The organism is Streptomyces sp. NPDC127595, from assembly GCF_042671685.1.
Classification (GTDB): domain Bacteria; phylum Actinomycetota; class Actinomycetes; order Streptomycetales; family Streptomycetaceae; genus Streptomyces.
Map to the genome: position 1 here is coordinate 386,376 of NZ_JBHXWK010000006.1, position 15,543 is coordinate 401,918.

Sequence of the window (15,543 nt, forward strand, 5' to 3'; positions counted from 1 at the left end):
GGTCTCCCGGAGGCACCGCCTTGTCCAGCCCGTCCGACGACCCTTACGACCCTCAGGACCCCCTCTCCCGCGAGCGCACCCACCTCGGCGACTCCCGTGCCGCCCTGCGGGCGATGCGCGAGGACGCCGAGAACCTCGACATCAGGGACGTCACCGCGAACTGGGTGAACGCGGCCGTCCTGCAACGCCAGATCGACGAGCGCATCAAGTCCCTCGCCGACCTCAGCCACACCCCGCTGTTCTTCGGCCGGCTCGACTACCTGCACGCACCCGGCGCCGACCAGGCCGAGGGCGCGGAAGGTGAGCGTTTCTACATCGGGCGGCGGCACGTCCACGACGCGGACGGTGACCCGATGGTCATCGACTGGCGCGCACCGGTGTCGCAGCCGTTCTACCGGGCCTCGAAGAAGCAGCCGATGGATGTCGGACTGCGCCGCCGGTTCGGTTACACGGGCGGCGACCTCACCGCGTACGAGGACGAGCACCTCTCGGATCCGTCCGAGGCGGCGGCCACCAGCAAGCTGCTCCAGCAGGAGATCGAACGCCCGCGCGTGGGCCCGATGCGCGACATCGTGGCGACCATCCAGCCCGAGCAGGACGAGATCGTACGATCGGGGCTCTCCGGTTCCGTCTGCGTGCAGGGCGGTCCCGGCACCGGCAAGACGGCCGTCGGCCTGCACCGGGTGGCGTATCTGCTGTACGCCCATCGCGAGCGGCTCGCCCGCACCGGCACCCTCGTCATCGGGCCGAACAGCTCCTTCCTGCACTACATCGAGCAAGTGCTGCCCGCGCTCGGCGAGTTGGAGGTCAAGCAGGCGACGGTCGACGACCTCGTCGCGCATGTGGAGATCCGGGGCACGGACGGCGCCACCGCCGCGGTCATCAAGGGCGACGCCCGGATGGCCGAGGTGCTGCGCAGGGCGGTCCGTTCGCACGTCACGCTGCCGGCCGAGCCGGTGATGGTCGTCCGCGGCTCACGGCGCTGGCGCGTCCCCGCGTACGAACTGGAGGAGATCGTCCGGGAGTTGCTGGACCGCGACATCCGGTACGGCGCCGCCCACGCCGCACTTCCGCAGCGGATCGCGCATGCCGTCCTAGTCCAGATGGAGCGCTCGGGCGAGGCGCCGGACGACCGGGTGCAGGACGCCGTCGCCCGCAACCCCGCCGTGAAGGCGGCGGTCAAGGCGATCTGGCCGCCCGTCGACCCGGCCAAGCTCGTCCTGCGCCTCCTCTCCGACGCCGACTTCCTCGCCGTACACGCGGCGGGAATCCTCGACGAGGACGAGCAGAAGGAGATCCTCTGGCAGAAGCCGGCGCGGTCCGTGAAGGCGGCCAAGTGGGCTTTGGCCGACGCCGTGTTGATCGACGAGGCGACCGACCTCGTCCAGCGGACTCACTCGCTCGGGCATGTCGTGCTCGACGAGGCGCAGGACCTGTCGCCGATGCAGTACCGGGCGGTGGGGCGGCGCTGCACCACCGGTTCGGCGACCGTGCTGGGCGACCTCGCGCAGGGTACGACCCCCTGGGCGACGCGGAGTTGGGCCGAGGCGCTCGGCCATCTCGGCAAGGGGGATGCCGTGGTGGAGGAGCTGACGGCGGGTTTCCGTGTCCCCACGGACGTCATCACCTACGCGTCCCGGCTGCTGCCGCACATCGCGCCGGGGCTGACGCCGGTCGCGTCGGTGCGGGAGAACCCGGGCTTCTTCGATGTGCGTACGACGTCCGGTGACTCCGAAGTCGTCGCGGCCTGCGAGGAGTTGCTCCGGCAGGAGGGCTCGACCGGCCTGATCGCCGCCGACGCCCGTATCCCCGTACTCGCCGAGGAGCTGACGGCGGCCGGGATCACCTACCTCGGTCCGGGCGAGGAGACGACCCCCGACACCCGCCTCACCCTCGTACCCGCCTCGCTCGCCAAGGGCCTGGAGTACGACTACGTGGTCCTGGACGAGCCGCAGGCGGTGGTCGACGGCGAACCCGACGAGCGCACCGGGCTGCGCCGCCTGTACGTGGCTCTGACCCGAGCGGTGTCGGGCCTGATCGTGACGCACGCGGCGCCGCTGCCGGCCCAGCTCACGTAAGGGACTTCCCAGCTCACGTAAGGGACTTGAGGAGCGAGTCCAGGAGGCCGGGGAACCTGGCGTCGAGCTCGTCGCGCCGCAGCTGTACGTAACGGTTGCGGCCGACGGCCCGCGTCGAGGTGATCCCGGCCTCACGCATGATCCGCATGTGGTGCGAGACGGTCGACTTGTGCAGATGCCCGATGCCGAGCGCGTCGGGCGCACAACTGAACTGCTCGCCGGCCGAGTACACCTTCAGCAACGACAGCCGCACCGGGTCGCCGAGCGCGTGCAGCACCTTGACCAGCTCGATGTCGTCCTCGTCGGGCTGCGGCAGCCACTCGCCTTCCTCGCCCATGCCAGGGCCTCCCTCCTCGCACCGTTTGACAATCATCCAACAGTCTCTATTGTTTGACCAACGTCAAACCGTCACTGAACCATCTCATGGACCACTGGGGGACCCCGTGCGCCTACGCCTGCTCCTGCTCGCCCTCGGCACCTTCGCCGTCGGAACGGACGGCATGGTGATGGCAGGCATCCTGCCGCTCATCGCCCGCGATCTGGACGTCTCCATCTCGGTCGCCGGACAGGCGGTCACCGTCTTCGCCCTGGCGTACGCGGTCCTCGCACCCGTCCTCGCCACCGCGACCGCCCGCTGGCCGCGCCGCCGCACCCTGCTCATCGCGCTCACCGTCTTCACGCTCGCCAACTGCCTGACAGCACTGGCCCCTTCGTACGGCGCCCTGCTCGCCACCCGGATACTCGCCGCCGCCGGAGCCGCCCTCTACACCCCCACCGCGAACGCCGTCGCGACCGGGCTCGTACCGCCGGAGCGGCGGGGCCGGGCCATCGCCGTGGTGATGGGCGGGCTGACCGTCGCCACCGCGCTCGGGGTGCCGCTGGGTACCTGGATCGGCCGCAGCGACTGGCGGCTGACGATGTGGCTGGTGACCGGCCTCGGGGTGGCCGCGTTCGCGGGACTCGCCCTGCTGCTGCGCGAACTCCCGCAGCCGGCCGCCGCGTTGACCCTCCGCGACCGGCTGGCACCGCTCGCCAACCCTCGCGTACTGGGCGCGGCGCTGACCACTTTCCTGGTCTTCCTCGCCTTCCAGACGTCGTTCATCTACTACACCGTGGCCACACACCGGGCGACCGGCGGAGACCAGGGCCGGCTGACGCTCCTGCTGCTGGTCTCCGGGATCGCCTCGGTCGGCGGCTCCTCGATCGGCGGACGGCTGGTGGACAAGTGGGGACCGCGCGTGGTGATCCTCACCAGCAGCACGGCGTACGTCGTCCTCGCCGCCGCCGCGCCCTGGACCCTGCGCACCATGCCGACCGCGCTCGCCGCCTCCGCGCTGACCCCGCTGGTCGGCTGGGGAATCGCGGTCGCCCTGATCACCCGGGTGGCCTCCCTCGACCCGCCCAACGCACCTGTCCTTGTCTCCCTGAACAGCAGCGCACTCTACCTGGGCATGGCGGCGGCGGGCGGCACCGGCAGCCTGGCGATCGCGCTGTTCGGCGACCGCTGGTTCCTGCTGGTGGGAGCGGGCCTGATGGCGCTGGCGACGGCGGTGGCCGCGGTCACGACGCGGGAGCGGGTGCGTGACCTCCGGCGCCCGACACCGGAGGCCGCCACCAGCCCGGCGGGCTCGACCACTTGACCACTTGACCACTTGGCTACTCGGCCGTGGGCAGCCCTACGGGGTGTCCAGGACCTGCCGCCACTCCCGTACCGACTCCGCCGAGACCGGCCCGGTCCAGCCGCCGGGCCGGGCGGCGCCGCCGATGTGGAAGGCGTCGACGCCCGCGGCGCGCAGCCGCGGCACGTGGTCGAGGCGCAGGCCGCCGCCCACCATGATCTGCGGTTCGTAGCCGGGCTCACCGCTGCGGGCGGCCTCGGCGAGGAGGGTGGGCATGCCGTCGCCGACCCCGAGGGGGGATCCGGCGGTGAGGTAGGCGTCGAGGCCCGGCAGCTCCGCGAGCGGCTTGCGCAGGGCGTCGCGGTCGGCGGCGCGGTCGATCGCGCGGTGGAAGGTCCAGCGGCAGCCGTCCAGCTCGGCGACGATCCGCTCCACGGCGGGCAGATCGAGGCCGCCGTGCTCGTCGAGGAACCCGAGCACGAACTCGTCGGCCCCCGCGCCGCGCAGCTCGCCCGCGGCGCGTACGAGCGCGTCGACATCGCCCGCCGCGAACCCGTCCGAGAGCCTGAGCATCACGCGCAGCGAGACGTCGACCGCGGCCCTGATCCCGGCGAAGGTCTCCACTGACGGGGTGAGCCCGTCCGCGGCCATGTCGGTGACCAGCTCAAGGCGGTCCGCGCCTCCGGCCTCAGCGGCGACCGCGTCCTCCACACCGAGCGCGATCACCTCCAGGAGTGCACGCTTGCGCTTGCTCATCGGACCTCTTCCCTTGGGGGCGGCTACAGGTCTAGTCCAATCCAAGCGTACGCGAGATCCTCCGACCCCGGCCGGAGATCTTCCAGCCATGCCGGGACTGAAGATTTTCAGCCGGGCCGGGGGGAGATTTTTCACCCGCCCGGCGTTCGAGGACGAGACCGCGCCGCCCACATCCCCCACCCACCCACCGGAGCCGCCCCTTCAGCCCGCCCGGCCTTCGAGGACAAGACCGCGCCGCCCACATCCCCCACCCACCCACGGGGGCGAGGTTTCAGCCCGCCCGGCGTTCGAGGACGAGACGGTCCCGTCCCGACCCCCCACCCACCCACGGGGGCGAGGTTTCAGCCCGCCCGGCGTTCGAGGACGAGACGGTCCCGTCCTGACCCCCGCCCACCCACGGGGGCGAGGTTTCAGCCCGCCCGGCGTTCGAGGACGAGGCCGTTCAGGCCGAAGCGGGGGTCTGGGGGCGGCAGCCCCCAGGAAGCAAGGGACGGGCAGGGGCGGAGGGGGCGAACAAACCCCACCCCAGCCCACCCGGCACCCCGCACAATGACCCCATGCCCGACGCCCTCGACACCCTCGACGCCCTCCGCACCCGCTGGACCCGCGCCCTGGAGGGCTCCCGCGCCCCCGGCGCCCCGGACCGGACCCCGGACCCAACCCCGTACGCGAACAACCTCCTCACCCGCTGGCAGGAGGAACAACGCCGCTACCACACCCTCACCCACCTCACCACGGTCCTCGACCACATCGACGTACTGGAGGAGTACGCGGACACCCCGGACCTGGTGCGCCTCGCCGCCTGGTTCCACGACGCGGTCTACCTCCCGGACCGCTCGGAGAACGAGGAACGCTCGGCCCGCCTCGCCGAACGCGCCCTCCCCGAGGCCGGGGTGTCCGACCCCGACACCGCGGAGGTGGCCCGCCTGGTCCGCCTCACCACCAGCCACGCCCCCACGGACGACGACCGCAACGGCCAGGTCCTCTGCGACGCCGACCTGGCGATCCTGGCGTCGCCCCCGCCGGCGTACGCGGAGTACACGACGGCCGTCCGCGAGGAGTACGCCTTCGTCCCGGACGAGGCGTTCCGCAAGGGCAGGGCGGCAATCCTGCGCCAGCTCCTGGACCTGCCGAGGCTGTTCAGGACGCCGTACGGGGAACGGGAGTGGGAGGAGCGGGCCCGGGAGAACCTCCGGGCGGAGCTCACGCGACTGGGCGCCGGGTGACCGGACCCTCGCCCCGGACCCCCGCCCCGAACAATCCGTTACGTGCCAGAGCCCGAGCCCGCCTATCCTCACCCGCATGCGAGCGATGGGCGGGGACCAGGTGTCGGAGGCCGTGGCGGGCAGCGCGGCGCTACTGCGGACGGTGACCGGGCGGGACTGGGAAGGCGTCAACGCGGGCCGCCTGGACTGGAGTTGCCGCAGGACGGCCGAGCACATCTGCCTCGATCTCATCGTGTACGCGGGCCGGCTGGCCGTACGCGCCCCCGGACGCGTCCCCTTCGGGATCACCATGACCCACGGCACCGACAATGCGGGCGTCGTCGACGTGATCGAAACGACCGGCGCCCTGCTGACCGCCGCGATCCGCACGGCACCCCGCGAGGTGCGGGCCTTCCACCCGTCCCCGTTCCGCAGCGCGAACCGTGAGGGCTTCGCCGCGATGGGCGTCGCCGAGGTCCTGCTGCACACGCACGACATCGCCGAGGGCCTCGGCATCCCGTACGAGCCCCCGGCCGAGCTCTGCGAGGGCGTACTCACCCGGATCTTCCCGCACGTCAGGCCGGGCCACGACCACTGGCGCACCCTGCTCTGGGCGACCGGCCGCGGCGAACTGCCCGGCCGCGCCCCGGTCACCGAGTGGACCTGGAGCAACAACCTCGTGATCGCCACCGAGCGGCTCACCCTGCAAGGCGTCACGCCCGCGGCCGCCGCCGATCTGCGCGCGGGCGGCACGGGCGGCTTCGAGTGGATCGAGGGCGGCCCCTTCGAGGGCACACGGGACGCCGCCGGAATGGTCATGAAGGCGTACGAGGAGGGGGTGCTCCGTCCCGAGTGGGGCCTGTTCGTCCTGGTGCGGACGGAGGACGGCCGCGCGGTCGGCGGCATGGGCTTCCACGGCGTCCCCGACGAGGAGGGCCGCGCGGAGATCGGCTACGACCTGGTGGAAGGCGCCCGAGGGCAGGGTTACGCGACCGAGGCGCTGCGCGCCCTGACCGGGTGGGCCCTCGCGCGTGACGACGTACAGGCACTGTTCGCGATCGTCGACCGGGTCAACGTGCCGTCCCAGGGCGTGATTTCACGGGCCGGGTTCACGCGGGTGAGCGAGGACGGCGAGCAGTTCGCGTACGAGCTGCTGGGCTGAGCACGCCGGTCCCGTACAGCAACCGGGGCCACGAACTCCCCGTAACAGCGGCTGGTGTCACGAACTCCCCGCAACCCCAACCGCAACCCCAACCCCAGCTCACGTCACGAACTACTCGGCCCCGCCCACCTCTTGGCCCTGCGCAGCCCCGCCCCGTACAGCAGTCGCACCACCTCGCGGCTGCTGACCTCGACCGCGCCGGCGCGCACGGCGTCCTCGTAACGGTGTGAGGGGATGTCGTAGTGGTCGCGCTCGAAGGCGCGCCGGGGAGCGCCCAGGTCCGCGGCGAAGGTGTGAAGTTCGTCGTACGAGACGTCGCTGATCAGGTGGGACCACACGCGGCCGTGGCCCGGCCAGGTGGGCGGATCGATGTAGACGGTCACGAGGGCGGGGTCCCGCCGCCGGCCGCGCCGAGCAACCCGACCGAGGCCACCTTCACGCCGGCCTGGTGGCAGACCCAGTGCGGGTCGGGGCCCAGCTCGGGTTCGACCTCCAGGGCGTGCGGGTCGCCGGAGCCGCAGACGGGGCAGAGCGGCCAGCGCCCGTACCGTTCGAGGAGGCCGTCCTGTACGTCCTGGGCGACCAGCCCGGCCACGTACTCCGCGCCGTCCGGCCACTGCTGGACCCACCAGCGGCGCTGCACCACCGACTCCTCGACGAGCGAGACGACATCGGCGTCGGCGACCTCACGCGCGGCCAGATCGGCGAGGACGCGGGCGCGGGCGGCGTGCAAGGCCTGCTCCAGAGGGCTGACAGGGCCGCTGCCGGGGGCGTCGATGGGATCACCGATGGAGCCGTCGGTGGGATCACCGAAGGGGCCGTCGGTGGGATCACCGATCGGGTCGTCGGTGGGGTCGCCGATGGGGTTCATGCACCTATTGTGCGCACCCTTGACCGTATGCCCCAGCGGAAAATATCTTTCAGGCGTGACCAATGAAGTGAAGGAAATTTTCGCCGGTGAGGCACCGCCCGCCCCGGCCGCCCTCGCGGCGAAGGTCAGGACGCTCGCCCCTTCGATGACGCGCTCCATGCAACGGGTCGCGGAGGCCGTCGCCGCCGACCCGGCGGGCTGCGCGGCCCTCACGGTCACCGGCCTGGCGGAGCTCACCGGCACCAGCGAGGCGACCGTCGTCCGCACCGCCCGCCTCCTCGGCTACCCGGGCTACCGCGACCTGCGCCTCGCCCTCGCCGGGCTCGCCGCCCAGCAGCAGTCGGGCCGCGCGCCCGCCGTCACCGCGGACATCGCGGTCGACGACCCCATCGCCGACGTGGTCGCCAAGCTCGCTTACGACGAGCAGCAGACCCTCGCCGACACCGCGGCCGGGCTCGACATGGCCCAGCTCAGCGCGGCGGTCAGCGCGCTCGCCACGGCCCGCCGTATCGACATCTACGGACAGGGCGCGTCCGGCCTCGTCGCGCAGGATCTCGCCCAGAAGCTGCTGCGCATAGGGCTCATAGTCCACGCGCACAGCGACCCGCACCTCGCGGTCACCAACGCGGTGCAGCTGCGCGCCAAGGACGTGGCGATATCCATCACCCACTCCGGCTCGACCGGCGACGTCATCGAACCCCTCCGCGTCGCCTTCGAACACGGCGCGACGACGGTCGCGATCACCGGCCGCCCGGACGGGCCCGTGACGCAGTACGCGGACCACATCCTGACCACCTCGACGGCCCGCGAGAGCGAGCTGCGGCCGGCGGCGATGTCGTCCCGCACGAGTCAGCTGCTGGTGGTGGACTGCCTGTTCGTGGGGGTCGCCCAGCGGACGTACGAGACGGCGGCGCCGGCGCTGTCGGCCTCGTACGAGGCGCTGGCGCACCGGCACAGTCCCCGGGGGCGTACGCGCTAGCGAGACACTCGATGTCGTAGGAAGACTGCGGGCCGTCAGTGGCTGGTCGCGCCGTTCCCCGCGCCCCTGAGGGGGCGCTTCCTCACCGACCCGCACCAGAGAGAGCCGCTCCTCATGACCTCCAACGCCAACGACCATGACCTCCATGAACTCCGTGACCTCCGTGCCGAGTTGGAGACCCTCACCACCGAGGCGTTCCGGCCCGAGCTCGCCGAGATCGACCAGTTGCCCACGGTCGAGATCGCCCGGCTGATGAACGGCGAGGACGCGACCGTCCCGGCGGCGGTCGCCGCGCGGCTCCCCCTCATCTCCGCCGCGATCGACGATGTCGCGGAGCGGATGGCGCGGGGCGGACGTCTGATCTACGCGGGGGCGGGCACGGCGGGCCGGCTCGGTGTCCTGGACGCGTCCGAGTGCCCGCCCACGTTCAACACCGACCCGTCCGAGGTGGTGGGCCTGATCGCGGGCGGCCCCGGCGCGATGGTCACGTCGGTCGAGGGCGCGGAGGACTCCAGGGAACTGGCGGCGCAGGACCTCGCGGATCTCGCCCTGACCCCCGAGGACACGGTGGTCGGGATCTCCGCCTCCGGCCGTACCCCGTACGCCGTCGGCGCCGTCGAACACGCCCGTAAGCAGGGCGCGTTGACGATCGGCCTGTCCTGCAACGCGGACAGCGCGCTGGCGGCCGCCGCCGAGCACGGCATCGAGGTCGTCGTCGGACCTGAGCTGCTGACGGGCTCGACCCGCCTCAAGGCGGGCACGGCCCAGAAGCTGGTCCTGAACATGCTCTCGACGATCACGATGATCCGGCTCGGCAAGACGTACGGGAACCTGATGGTCGACGTACGCGCCTCGAACGAGAAGCTCCGCGCCCGCTCGCGCCGCATCGTCGCTCTCGCGACGGGCGCCACGGACGACGAGATCGAGCGGGCGCTGGCCGCCACGGACGGCGAGGTGAAGAGCGCGATCCTCACCATCCTGGGCGGCGTCGACGGCCCGACGGCCGCCCGCCTTCTGGAGGAGAGCCACGGCCACTTGCGCGCGGCGCTCGCGGCGGCGCCCCGCTGACCAGCACGCTCAGGGAGTGCGCACACCGAACGACCCCACGGCCACCGCGGCAGCCCTGCTCCCCCTCCTCGGCGGCCCCGCGAACATCACTTCCGTCGCCCACTGCATGACCCGCCTCCGGGTGGGCCTGCGGGACCGGACGCTGGTCCAGGAGGAGGCCCTGAGAGCCCTCCCCGCCGTACTCGGCGTGGTCACGGACGACGACACCTACCAGGTCGTACTGGGCCCCGGCACGGTCGCCCGGGTGACCCCGGAGTTCGAGGCGCTGCTCACGACGGCGGGTGAACTAGCCGCGAAAGGCGCCGAGTTGAAGGAGGCGAGGCGACAACGCAACGCCACCCCCACCAAACTCATCCTCCGCCGCGTCGCGAACATCTTCGTCCCGCTGATCCCCGCCCTGATCGGCTGCGGAGTCATCGCGGGCCTCAACGGCCTGCTGGTCAACCTGGGTTGGCTCCCGTCCATCACCCCCGCCCTCGCCGCCATCGCCTCCGGCTTCATGGCACTGATCGCGGTCTTCGTCGGCTACAACACGGCGAAGGAGTTCGGCGGCACCCCGATCCTGGGCGGCGCGGTGGCGGCGGTCATCGTGTACGCGGGGGTCGCGAAGGTGACGGCGTTCGGGATGACGCTGGCACCGGGCCAGGGCGGCGTCCTCGGCGCACTCGCCGCCGCACTGCTCGGCACGTACGTCGAGAAATGGTGCCGCCGCTGGGTCCCCGAGGCCCTGGACGTCCTGGTCACCCCCACCCTCACGGTCCTGCTCACCGGCCTGGTGACCCTGTACGCCCTCATGTACGCGGCCGGCGAACTCTCCACCGCCATCGGCACGGCCGCCAACTGGCTCCTCGCCACCACCGGCGCCTTCGCAGGCCTGATCCTCGGCGGCCTCTTCCTCCCCCTCGTCATGCTCGGCCTGCACCAGGCCCTCATCCCCATCCACACCACCCTCATCGAACAGCAGGGCTACACGGTCCTGCTCCCCATCCTCGCCATGGCAGGCGCGGGCCAGGTCGGCGCGGCCCTGGCGGTCTACGTCCGCCTCCGCCACGACCACTCCATGCGTACGACGATCAAGTCGGCGCTCCCGGCGGGTCTGCTGGGCGTCGGCGAACCCCTCATCTACGGCGTCTCGCTCCCCCTGGGCCGCCCCTTCCTGACCGCCTGCGCGGGCGGCGCGGCGGGCGGCGCCTTCATCGGCTTCTTCGCGATGCTCGGCGACCAGGTGGGGTCGACGGCGATCGGACCGTCGGGCTGGGCGCTGTTCCCGCTCCTGGCAGGCAGTGGAGGGCTGGCGATGACGGCCGCGATCTACGCCGGCGGGCTGGTCACGGGGTATGTGGTGGGCTTCGGGGCGACGTATGTCTTCGGTCTCGGGCCGGCCGTCAGAGACGCGCTCGGTGGCGCCGGCAGCGGAGTTGTCATTGACGCTGCTGTCAGTGGCGTGTGCGACCCTTCGGAAAGTCAGGAAAACGCCCGGGGAGGGAACCGAACACCGTGAACCACGCACAGCTCACCGCACTCGGCCGCGCCCTGCGCGTCCTTGGCGAGCACGGCGACGCACTGAGCGCCGACACCCCCGACGCGAAGCTGCACGAGGTGAAGGCGGACCTGAAGAGAGCCCTCGACCTGCTCGACGAGACGGTCACGACGGCCGCACCCACCACCCGCTGCTCCGAGCATCCCAACGGCCCGGTCGACAAGGCCGCCGCCGACCTCTGCCTGCTCTGCGAGACCCGCCGCCGCACCGCCCGCCGCTCCCAGGTGAACGACGTCTACTCGCACGGCCGTCCCCTCGGCCCGGAAGAGGCCCCCGAGCGTACGAAGTCCCGCTACGGCCTGCGCGAAGACCGCCCCCAGCCCCAGCAGCGCTGGCTCCCGGAAGTCTGGAACGGCCAGGCCTGGCAACTCTGCGGCACCCCCCGCCGCGACCGCATCGAAGCCGAGCGCTACCTCGCCGCCGAGCGCAAAACCCCCCGCCCGGGCATGGCCTACCGCCTGATCCACGAGTTCACGGACTACGAGGTGCTGCGGATCTGGGGCACTCCGGTGAAGGTCGACATAGAACCGATGGGCAACCTGTAGGTGATTGGCGCCGACCGGGCGGCCTAGTCCGGACTTGCCTCGGCAGCGCCGGCCGAGGCCGTCGTTTCGGGTTTCGTGGAGAGGATCTCGCGGGCCTGTTCGGCGGCGCGGGTGATGGCTTCGCCGACGAAGTCGAGGAAGCGGGCGATGTTCTCCAGGCGGGTGGCGGCCGGGGTGCCCGGGCCGAGGACGCCGACGCCCTGCCGTGCGGTCTCGACGATCTGGGCGGTGGACCGGGCGCTGGCCACCGTCGACTCGTACCAGATGTCGTCGTCGACGAGGTAGCGCTCGCGGCGGCGTTCGTCGCGCTCCCGGCGGACGAAGCCCTGGCTCTCCAGGAACGCGATCGCCTTGGAGATAGACGCCGGGCTGACCTGGAGACGCTGGACGAGTTCGGCCGCGGTGAGGCTGCCCGAGTCGGTGAGGGTGAGGCAGGCCATCACCCGGGCCGTCATCGTGGTCATGCCCGAAGCCATCATGACGGTGGTGAGCGTCTCCTCGTACGCGCGCACGGCCTCGGCGTCACGCCCGTAGGCCTGCGGGGGCGCCTCGGCACCTCGGGGCGCTGCCGGCGTGCGCCGGTGGGCGCGGTGTTCGGTGGCGCGGTGGGCCAGGTCGGCGCGGTAGGACGTGGGGCCGCCGTTGCGCATCACCTCGCGCGTGATCGTCGAGGTCGGGCGGTCGAGGCCTCTTGCGATCTCCGCATAGGCGAGGCCGTCGGCCAGCCCCGACGCGATCTGCCGGCGTTCCTGCTGGGTGAGCCTGCCTCCGGGCATTGCGGTCTCCTTCGCGCTCCTTGAGGCCTCCAGCATAGCGTTCACCTTCACTCCATTGCAACGCTCACGCGATGACCGTTGCATTATCCTTGAGGACCGTTGCAACGATTACTCGGCTCTGACCTGCATAAATATGAGCAGTGTGCAACAGATGCATTGAAGGATCCATGAATGCAACGTAGCTTTTCCTTCATCGGAAACAACGAACCGAAGGAAGACATCATGCAGAAGTTCGACACCCCCACCCCCGTCGCCGCCGTCCTGGACATCCCCGCGGGACGCGTCCAGTTCATCGCCGCCGACCGGTCCGACACCACGGTCGAGGTCCTGCCCGCGGATGCCTCCAAGGGCCGCGATGTGAAGGCGGCAGAGCAGATCACGGTCGCCTACGACGACGGTGTCCTGCGGATCGGGACCACTCCGGCGAAGAACCGGATCCTTGGCAACTCCGGATCGGTCGAGGTGACCGTCCAGCTGCCCGCCGGCTCCCGCATCGAGGCGAAGGCCGCCGCCACCGAGCTCCGGGGCGTCGGACGACTCGGCGACATCGTCTTCGAAGGCGCTTACGGCCAGATCAAGATCGATGAGGCCGCCGGCGTCCGTCTCACCGCGATCGACGGCGACGTGGAGGTCGGCCGGCTCACCGGCCCCGCGGAGATCAGCACCGCAAGGGGCGGCATCCGGATCACCGAGGCCGTGCGCGGCACGGTCGAGCTGCGCACCCAGTCCGGCGACATCTCGGTGGCCGCCGCCGCCGGGGTCTCCGCCTCGCTGGACGCCGGCACCGGCTACGGCCGCGTCAGCAACGCCCTCAAGAACGACGGCACCGCCGAACTCGCCTTCCGCGCCACCACCGCCCACGGCGACATCAGCGCCCGCAGCCTCTGACCCCCACCCGCAGCCTCTAAGCCTCTAGAAGGAGTTACTCATCATGACCAACCCGGCCATCGCGGCGAACGGGCTGCGCAAGTCGTACGGCGACAAGGTGGTGCTCGACGGCATCGACCTGTCCGTCCCCGAAGGAACGGTGTTCGCGCTGCTCGGCCCGAATGGTGCCGGGAAGACCACCGCCGTGAAGATCCTGTCCACGCTCATCACCGCCGATGGCGGCCAGGCCCAGGTCGCGGGCCACGACCTGGCCGCCGACCCGCAGGCCGTGCGCGCCGCGATCGGTGTCACCGGCCAGTTCTCCGCCGTCGACGGCCTGATCACCGGCGAGGAGAACATGCTCCTCATGGCCGACCTGCACCACCTGCCCAAGCAGGAAGGACGGCAGGTCACCGCCGAACTCCTGGAGCGCTTCGACCTGGTGGACGCGGCGAAGAAGCCCGCCTCCACCTACTCCGGCGGCATGAAACGCCGCCTCGACATCGCCATGACCCTGGTCGGCAGCCCCCGGATCATCTTCCTCGACGAACCCACCACCGGCCTCGACCCCCGCTCCCGCCACACCATGTGGCAGATCATCCGCGAACTCGTCACCGGCGGCGTCACCGTCTTCCTCACCACCCAATACCTGGAGGAAGCCGACGAACTCGCCGACCGCATCGCCGTACTGAACAACGGCAAGATCGCCGCCGAAGGCACCGCCGAGGAGTTGAAGCGGCTCATCCCCGGCGGACACGTCCGCCTCCGCTTCACCGACCCCACCGCCTACCAGTCCGCCGCCACCGCCCTGCACGAAGCGGCCCTCCCCCACTCTCGGCTTCGCCCGATCGGGGGGACCACCATCGACGAAGCACTCTCCCTGAGCATCCCCAGCGACGGCAGCCAGCGCGAACTGCGCTCCATCCTCGACTGGCTCGACGCCAGCAACATCGAGGCCGACGAACTCACCGTCCACACCCCCGACCTCGACGACGTGTTCTTCGCCCTCACCGGCCCCGCCACCCCCACCGCCATCCCCAACCAGCCCAAGGAGAACGCCCGATGAGCACCCTCTCCCTCGCCGTCCGCGACTCCCACACCATGCTCCGCCGCAACCTCCTGCACGCCCGCCGCTACCCCTCCCTCACCCTCAACCTCCTCCTCACCCCGGTCATGCTGCTCCTGCTCTTCGTCTACATCTTCGGCGACGTGATGAGCGCCGGCATCGGAGGCGGCGGGGCGGACCGGTCCCAGTACATCGCGTATCTCGTCCCCGGCATCCTGATGATGACCATCGGCGGCACCACGATCGGCACCGCGGTATCCGTGTCCATGGACATGTCCGAGGGCATCATCGCCCGCTTCCGCACACTGGCGATCCACCGCGGCTCCGTGCTCATCGGACACGTCGTCGGCAGCGTGCTGCAGAGCATCGCCAGCGTGGTCCTCGTCGGCGCCGTCGGCGTGGCCATCGGCTTCCGGTCCACGAACGCCACCGTCCTGGAGTGGCTCGCCGCCTTCGGACTGCTCACGCTGTTCGCCCTCGCACTCACGTGGATCGCGGTCGGAATGGGCCTGATCAGCCCGAACGCCGAGGCTGCCAGCAACAACGCGCTGCCACTGATCTTCCTGCCGCTCATCTCCAGCACCTTCGTCCCCCTCCACGCGATGCCGGGCTGGTTCCAGCCGATCGCCGAATACCAGCCCTTCACCCCCGCCATCGAAACCCTCCGCGGCCTCCTCCTCGGCACCGAGATCGGCCACAACGGCTGGCTCGCGGTTGCCTGGTGCCTCGCACTGACCGTGCTGGGCTACTTCTGGTCGAAGGCGTCGTTCAACCGCGACCCGAAGTAGACGACATGAGCGCGAGAGCTGCTGCCCCCGCAGCTCATCCCGCCCCAGGGCGGCGTACCCGACACCACGTCGGCGTACGCCGCCCTGTCGGCGTCCCCGGACGGCAGGACGACACCCACGCCCGTGAGCGCGTCCCGAAGCGAGGCGACGACCTCTTCCGTCGACCGCAGCATTCCTTCCACCTCCACGCAGAGTTCAAAGTTCGCAACACAGCGTGGCGAGC

General features: G+C 71.3%; 17 protein-coding genes. 11 read left to right on the forward strand and 6 right to left on the reverse strand.

The features are described from left to right. Positions 1-20: 20 nt before the first annotated feature. Positions 21-2,078: a HelD family protein gene (locus ACFVKT_RS21635; RefSeq protein ID WP_385733818.1), complete on the forward strand. Its 2,058-nt coding sequence runs from the start codon at positions 21-23 to the stop codon at positions 2,076-2,078. A gap of 13 nt (positions 2,079-2,091) precedes the next feature. On the opposite strand, the gene ACFVKT_RS21640 is transcribed toward ACFVKT_RS21635, so the two are convergent. Next, positions 2,092-2,415: an ArsR/SmtB family transcription factor gene (locus tag ACFVKT_RS21640; RefSeq protein WP_385733820.1), complete on the reverse strand. Its 324-nt coding sequence runs from the start codon at positions 2,413-2,415 to the stop codon at positions 2,092-2,094. 106 nt (positions 2,416-2,521) lie between these two features. On the opposite strand from ACFVKT_RS21640, the gene ACFVKT_RS21645 reads away from it, so the two are divergent. After that, positions 2,522-3,718, forward strand: a complete 1,197-nt coding sequence (locus ACFVKT_RS21645) for an MFS transporter (RefSeq protein ID WP_385733822.1) — start codon at positions 2,522-2,524, stop codon at positions 3,716-3,718. A gap of 36 nt (positions 3,719-3,754) precedes the next feature. Here the strand turns inward: ACFVKT_RS21645 and ACFVKT_RS21650 are convergent, their stop codons facing one another. Beyond that, positions 3,755-4,453 carry a copper homeostasis protein CutC gene (locus ACFVKT_RS21650; RefSeq protein WP_385733824.1) on the reverse strand — a complete coding sequence of 233 codons (699 nt, stop codon included), beginning with the start codon at positions 4,451-4,453 and terminating at the stop codon, positions 3,755-3,757. A gap of 557 nt (positions 4,454-5,010) precedes the next feature. Here ACFVKT_RS21650 and ACFVKT_RS21655 point away from each other — a divergent pair. Beyond that, positions 5,011-5,679 (forward strand): hypothetical protein, encoded by a 669-nt coding sequence (locus ACFVKT_RS21655; RefSeq protein ID WP_385733826.1) that lies wholly within the window; start codon positions 5,011-5,013, stop codon positions 5,677-5,679. Positions 5,680-5,755: 76 nt separating this feature from the next. Next, positions 5,756-6,820: a GNAT family N-acetyltransferase gene (locus tag ACFVKT_RS21660; RefSeq protein WP_385733827.1), complete on the forward strand. Its 1,065-nt coding sequence runs from the start codon at positions 5,756-5,758 to the stop codon at positions 6,818-6,820. A gap of 104 nt (positions 6,821-6,924) precedes the next feature. Here ACFVKT_RS21660 and ACFVKT_RS21665 read toward each other — a convergent pair whose 3' ends face one another. Continuing rightward, complete coding sequence (locus tag ACFVKT_RS21665) at positions 6,925-7,203, reverse strand: DUF4031 domain-containing protein (protein ID WP_385733829.1); 279 nt, start codon at positions 7,201-7,203, stop codon at positions 6,925-6,927. Continuing rightward, positions 7,200-7,691 (reverse strand): hypothetical protein, encoded by a 492-nt coding sequence (locus ACFVKT_RS21670; RefSeq protein WP_385733831.1) that lies wholly within the window; start codon positions 7,689-7,691, stop codon positions 7,200-7,202. The genes ACFVKT_RS21665 and ACFVKT_RS21670 overlap by 4 nt, the downstream gene beginning before the upstream one ends. A 55-nt stretch (positions 7,692-7,746) precedes the next feature. On the opposite strand from ACFVKT_RS21670, the gene ACFVKT_RS21675 reads away from it, so the two are divergent. From ACFVKT_RS21675 to ACFVKT_RS21690, 4 genes are all read left to right on the forward strand, one after another. Then, positions 7,747-8,670 carry a MurR/RpiR family transcriptional regulator gene (locus ACFVKT_RS21675; RefSeq protein ID WP_385733833.1) on the forward strand — a complete coding sequence of 308 codons (924 nt, stop codon included), beginning with the start codon at positions 7,747-7,749 and terminating at the stop codon, positions 8,668-8,670. 114 nt (positions 8,671-8,784) lie between these two features. After that, the gene (murQ, locus tag ACFVKT_RS21680) at positions 8,785-9,738 is read left to right on the forward strand and encodes an N-acetylmuramic acid 6-phosphate etherase (RefSeq protein WP_385733835.1); all 954 of its coding nucleotides are present in this window, start codon (positions 8,785-8,787) and stop codon (positions 9,736-9,738) included. Between the two features lie 16 nt (positions 9,739-9,754). Continuing rightward, positions 9,755-11,239 (forward strand): PTS transporter subunit EIIC, encoded by a 1,485-nt coding sequence (locus ACFVKT_RS21685; protein ID WP_385733837.1) that lies wholly within the window; start codon positions 9,755-9,757, stop codon positions 11,237-11,239. Continuing rightward, positions 11,236-11,823, forward strand: coding sequence for a hypothetical protein (locus ACFVKT_RS21690; protein ID WP_385733839.1), 588 nt, complete (start codon positions 11,236-11,238; stop codon positions 11,821-11,823). Before ACFVKT_RS21685 ends, ACFVKT_RS21690 begins: the two co-directional genes overlap by 4 nt. 23 nt (positions 11,824-11,846) lie before the next feature. Here the strand turns inward: ACFVKT_RS21690 and ACFVKT_RS21695 are convergent, their stop codons facing one another. Then, a complete protein-coding gene (locus ACFVKT_RS21695; RefSeq protein WP_385733841.1) occupies positions 11,847-12,599 on the reverse strand; it encodes a helix-turn-helix domain-containing protein in 753 nt (250 codons plus the stop codon). Positions 12,600-12,821: 222 nt separating this feature from the next. Between ACFVKT_RS21695 and ACFVKT_RS21700 the strand changes: the two genes are divergently transcribed. From ACFVKT_RS21700 to ACFVKT_RS21710, 3 genes are read left to right on the forward strand one after another with little or no spacing between them, the layout of a single operon-like run. Next, positions 12,822-13,487, forward strand: a complete 666-nt coding sequence (locus tag ACFVKT_RS21700; protein WP_385734225.1) for a DUF4097 family beta strand repeat-containing protein — start codon at positions 12,822-12,824, stop codon at positions 13,485-13,487. A gap of 43 nt (positions 13,488-13,530) precedes the next feature. Beyond that, complete coding sequence (locus ACFVKT_RS21705; RefSeq protein WP_385733843.1) at positions 13,531-14,532, forward strand: ATP-binding cassette domain-containing protein; 1,002 nt, start codon at positions 13,531-13,533, stop codon at positions 14,530-14,532. Next, positions 14,529-15,320 (forward strand): ABC transporter permease, encoded by a 792-nt coding sequence (locus ACFVKT_RS21710; RefSeq protein ID WP_385733845.1) that lies wholly within the window; start codon positions 14,529-14,531, stop codon positions 15,318-15,320. The genes ACFVKT_RS21705 and ACFVKT_RS21710 overlap by 4 nt, the downstream gene beginning before the upstream one ends. On the opposite strand, the gene ACFVKT_RS21715 is transcribed toward ACFVKT_RS21710, so the two are convergent. Beyond that, positions 15,278-15,493: a hypothetical protein gene (locus tag ACFVKT_RS21715; RefSeq protein ID WP_385733846.1), complete on the reverse strand. Its 216-nt coding sequence runs from the start codon at positions 15,491-15,493 to the stop codon at positions 15,278-15,280. The genes ACFVKT_RS21710 and ACFVKT_RS21715 overlap by 43 nt on opposite strands. Positions 15,494-15,543: the final 50 nt, after the last annotated feature.

What these genes read in the sequence shown, in the direction of transcription:
- murQ (WP_385733835.1), top strand. Translation starts at nt 8,785, where the DNA reads ATGACCTCCAACGCCAACGACCATGACCTCCATGAACTCCGTGACCTC.
- ACFVKT_RS21700 (WP_385734225.1), top strand. Translation starts at nt 12,822, where the DNA reads ATGCAGAAGTTCGACACCCCCACCCCCGTCGCCGCCGTCCTGGACATC.
- ACFVKT_RS21695 (WP_385733841.1), bottom strand. Translation starts at nt 12,599, where the DNA reads ATGCCCGGAGGCAGGCTCACCCAGCAGGAACGCCGGCAGATCGCGTCG.
- ACFVKT_RS21640 (WP_385733820.1), bottom strand. Translation starts at nt 2,415, where the DNA reads ATGGGCGAGGAAGGCGAGTGGCTGCCGCAGCCCGACGAGGACGACATC.
- ACFVKT_RS21650 (WP_385733824.1), bottom strand. Translation starts at nt 4,453, where the DNA reads ATGAGCAAGCGCAAGCGTGCACTCCTGGAGGTGATCGCGCTCGGTGTG.
- ACFVKT_RS21705 (WP_385733843.1), top strand. Translation starts at nt 13,531, where the DNA reads ATGACCAACCCGGCCATCGCGGCGAACGGGCTGCGCAAGTCGTACGGC.
- ACFVKT_RS21670 (WP_385733831.1), bottom strand. Translation starts at nt 7,691, where the DNA reads ATGAACCCCATCGGCGACCCCACCGACGACCCGATCGGTGATCCCACC.
- ACFVKT_RS21715 (WP_385733846.1), bottom strand. Translation starts at nt 15,493, where the DNA reads ATGCTGCGGTCGACGGAAGAGGTCGTCGCCTCGCTTCGGGACGCGCTC.
- ACFVKT_RS21655 (WP_385733826.1), top strand. Translation starts at nt 5,011, where the DNA reads ATGCCCGACGCCCTCGACACCCTCGACGCCCTCCGCACCCGCTGGACC.
- ACFVKT_RS21710 (WP_385733845.1), top strand. Translation starts at nt 14,529, where the DNA reads ATGAGCACCCTCTCCCTCGCCGTCCGCGACTCCCACACCATGCTCCGC.
- ACFVKT_RS21660 (WP_385733827.1), top strand. Translation starts at nt 5,756, where the DNA reads ATGCGAGCGATGGGCGGGGACCAGGTGTCGGAGGCCGTGGCGGGCAGC.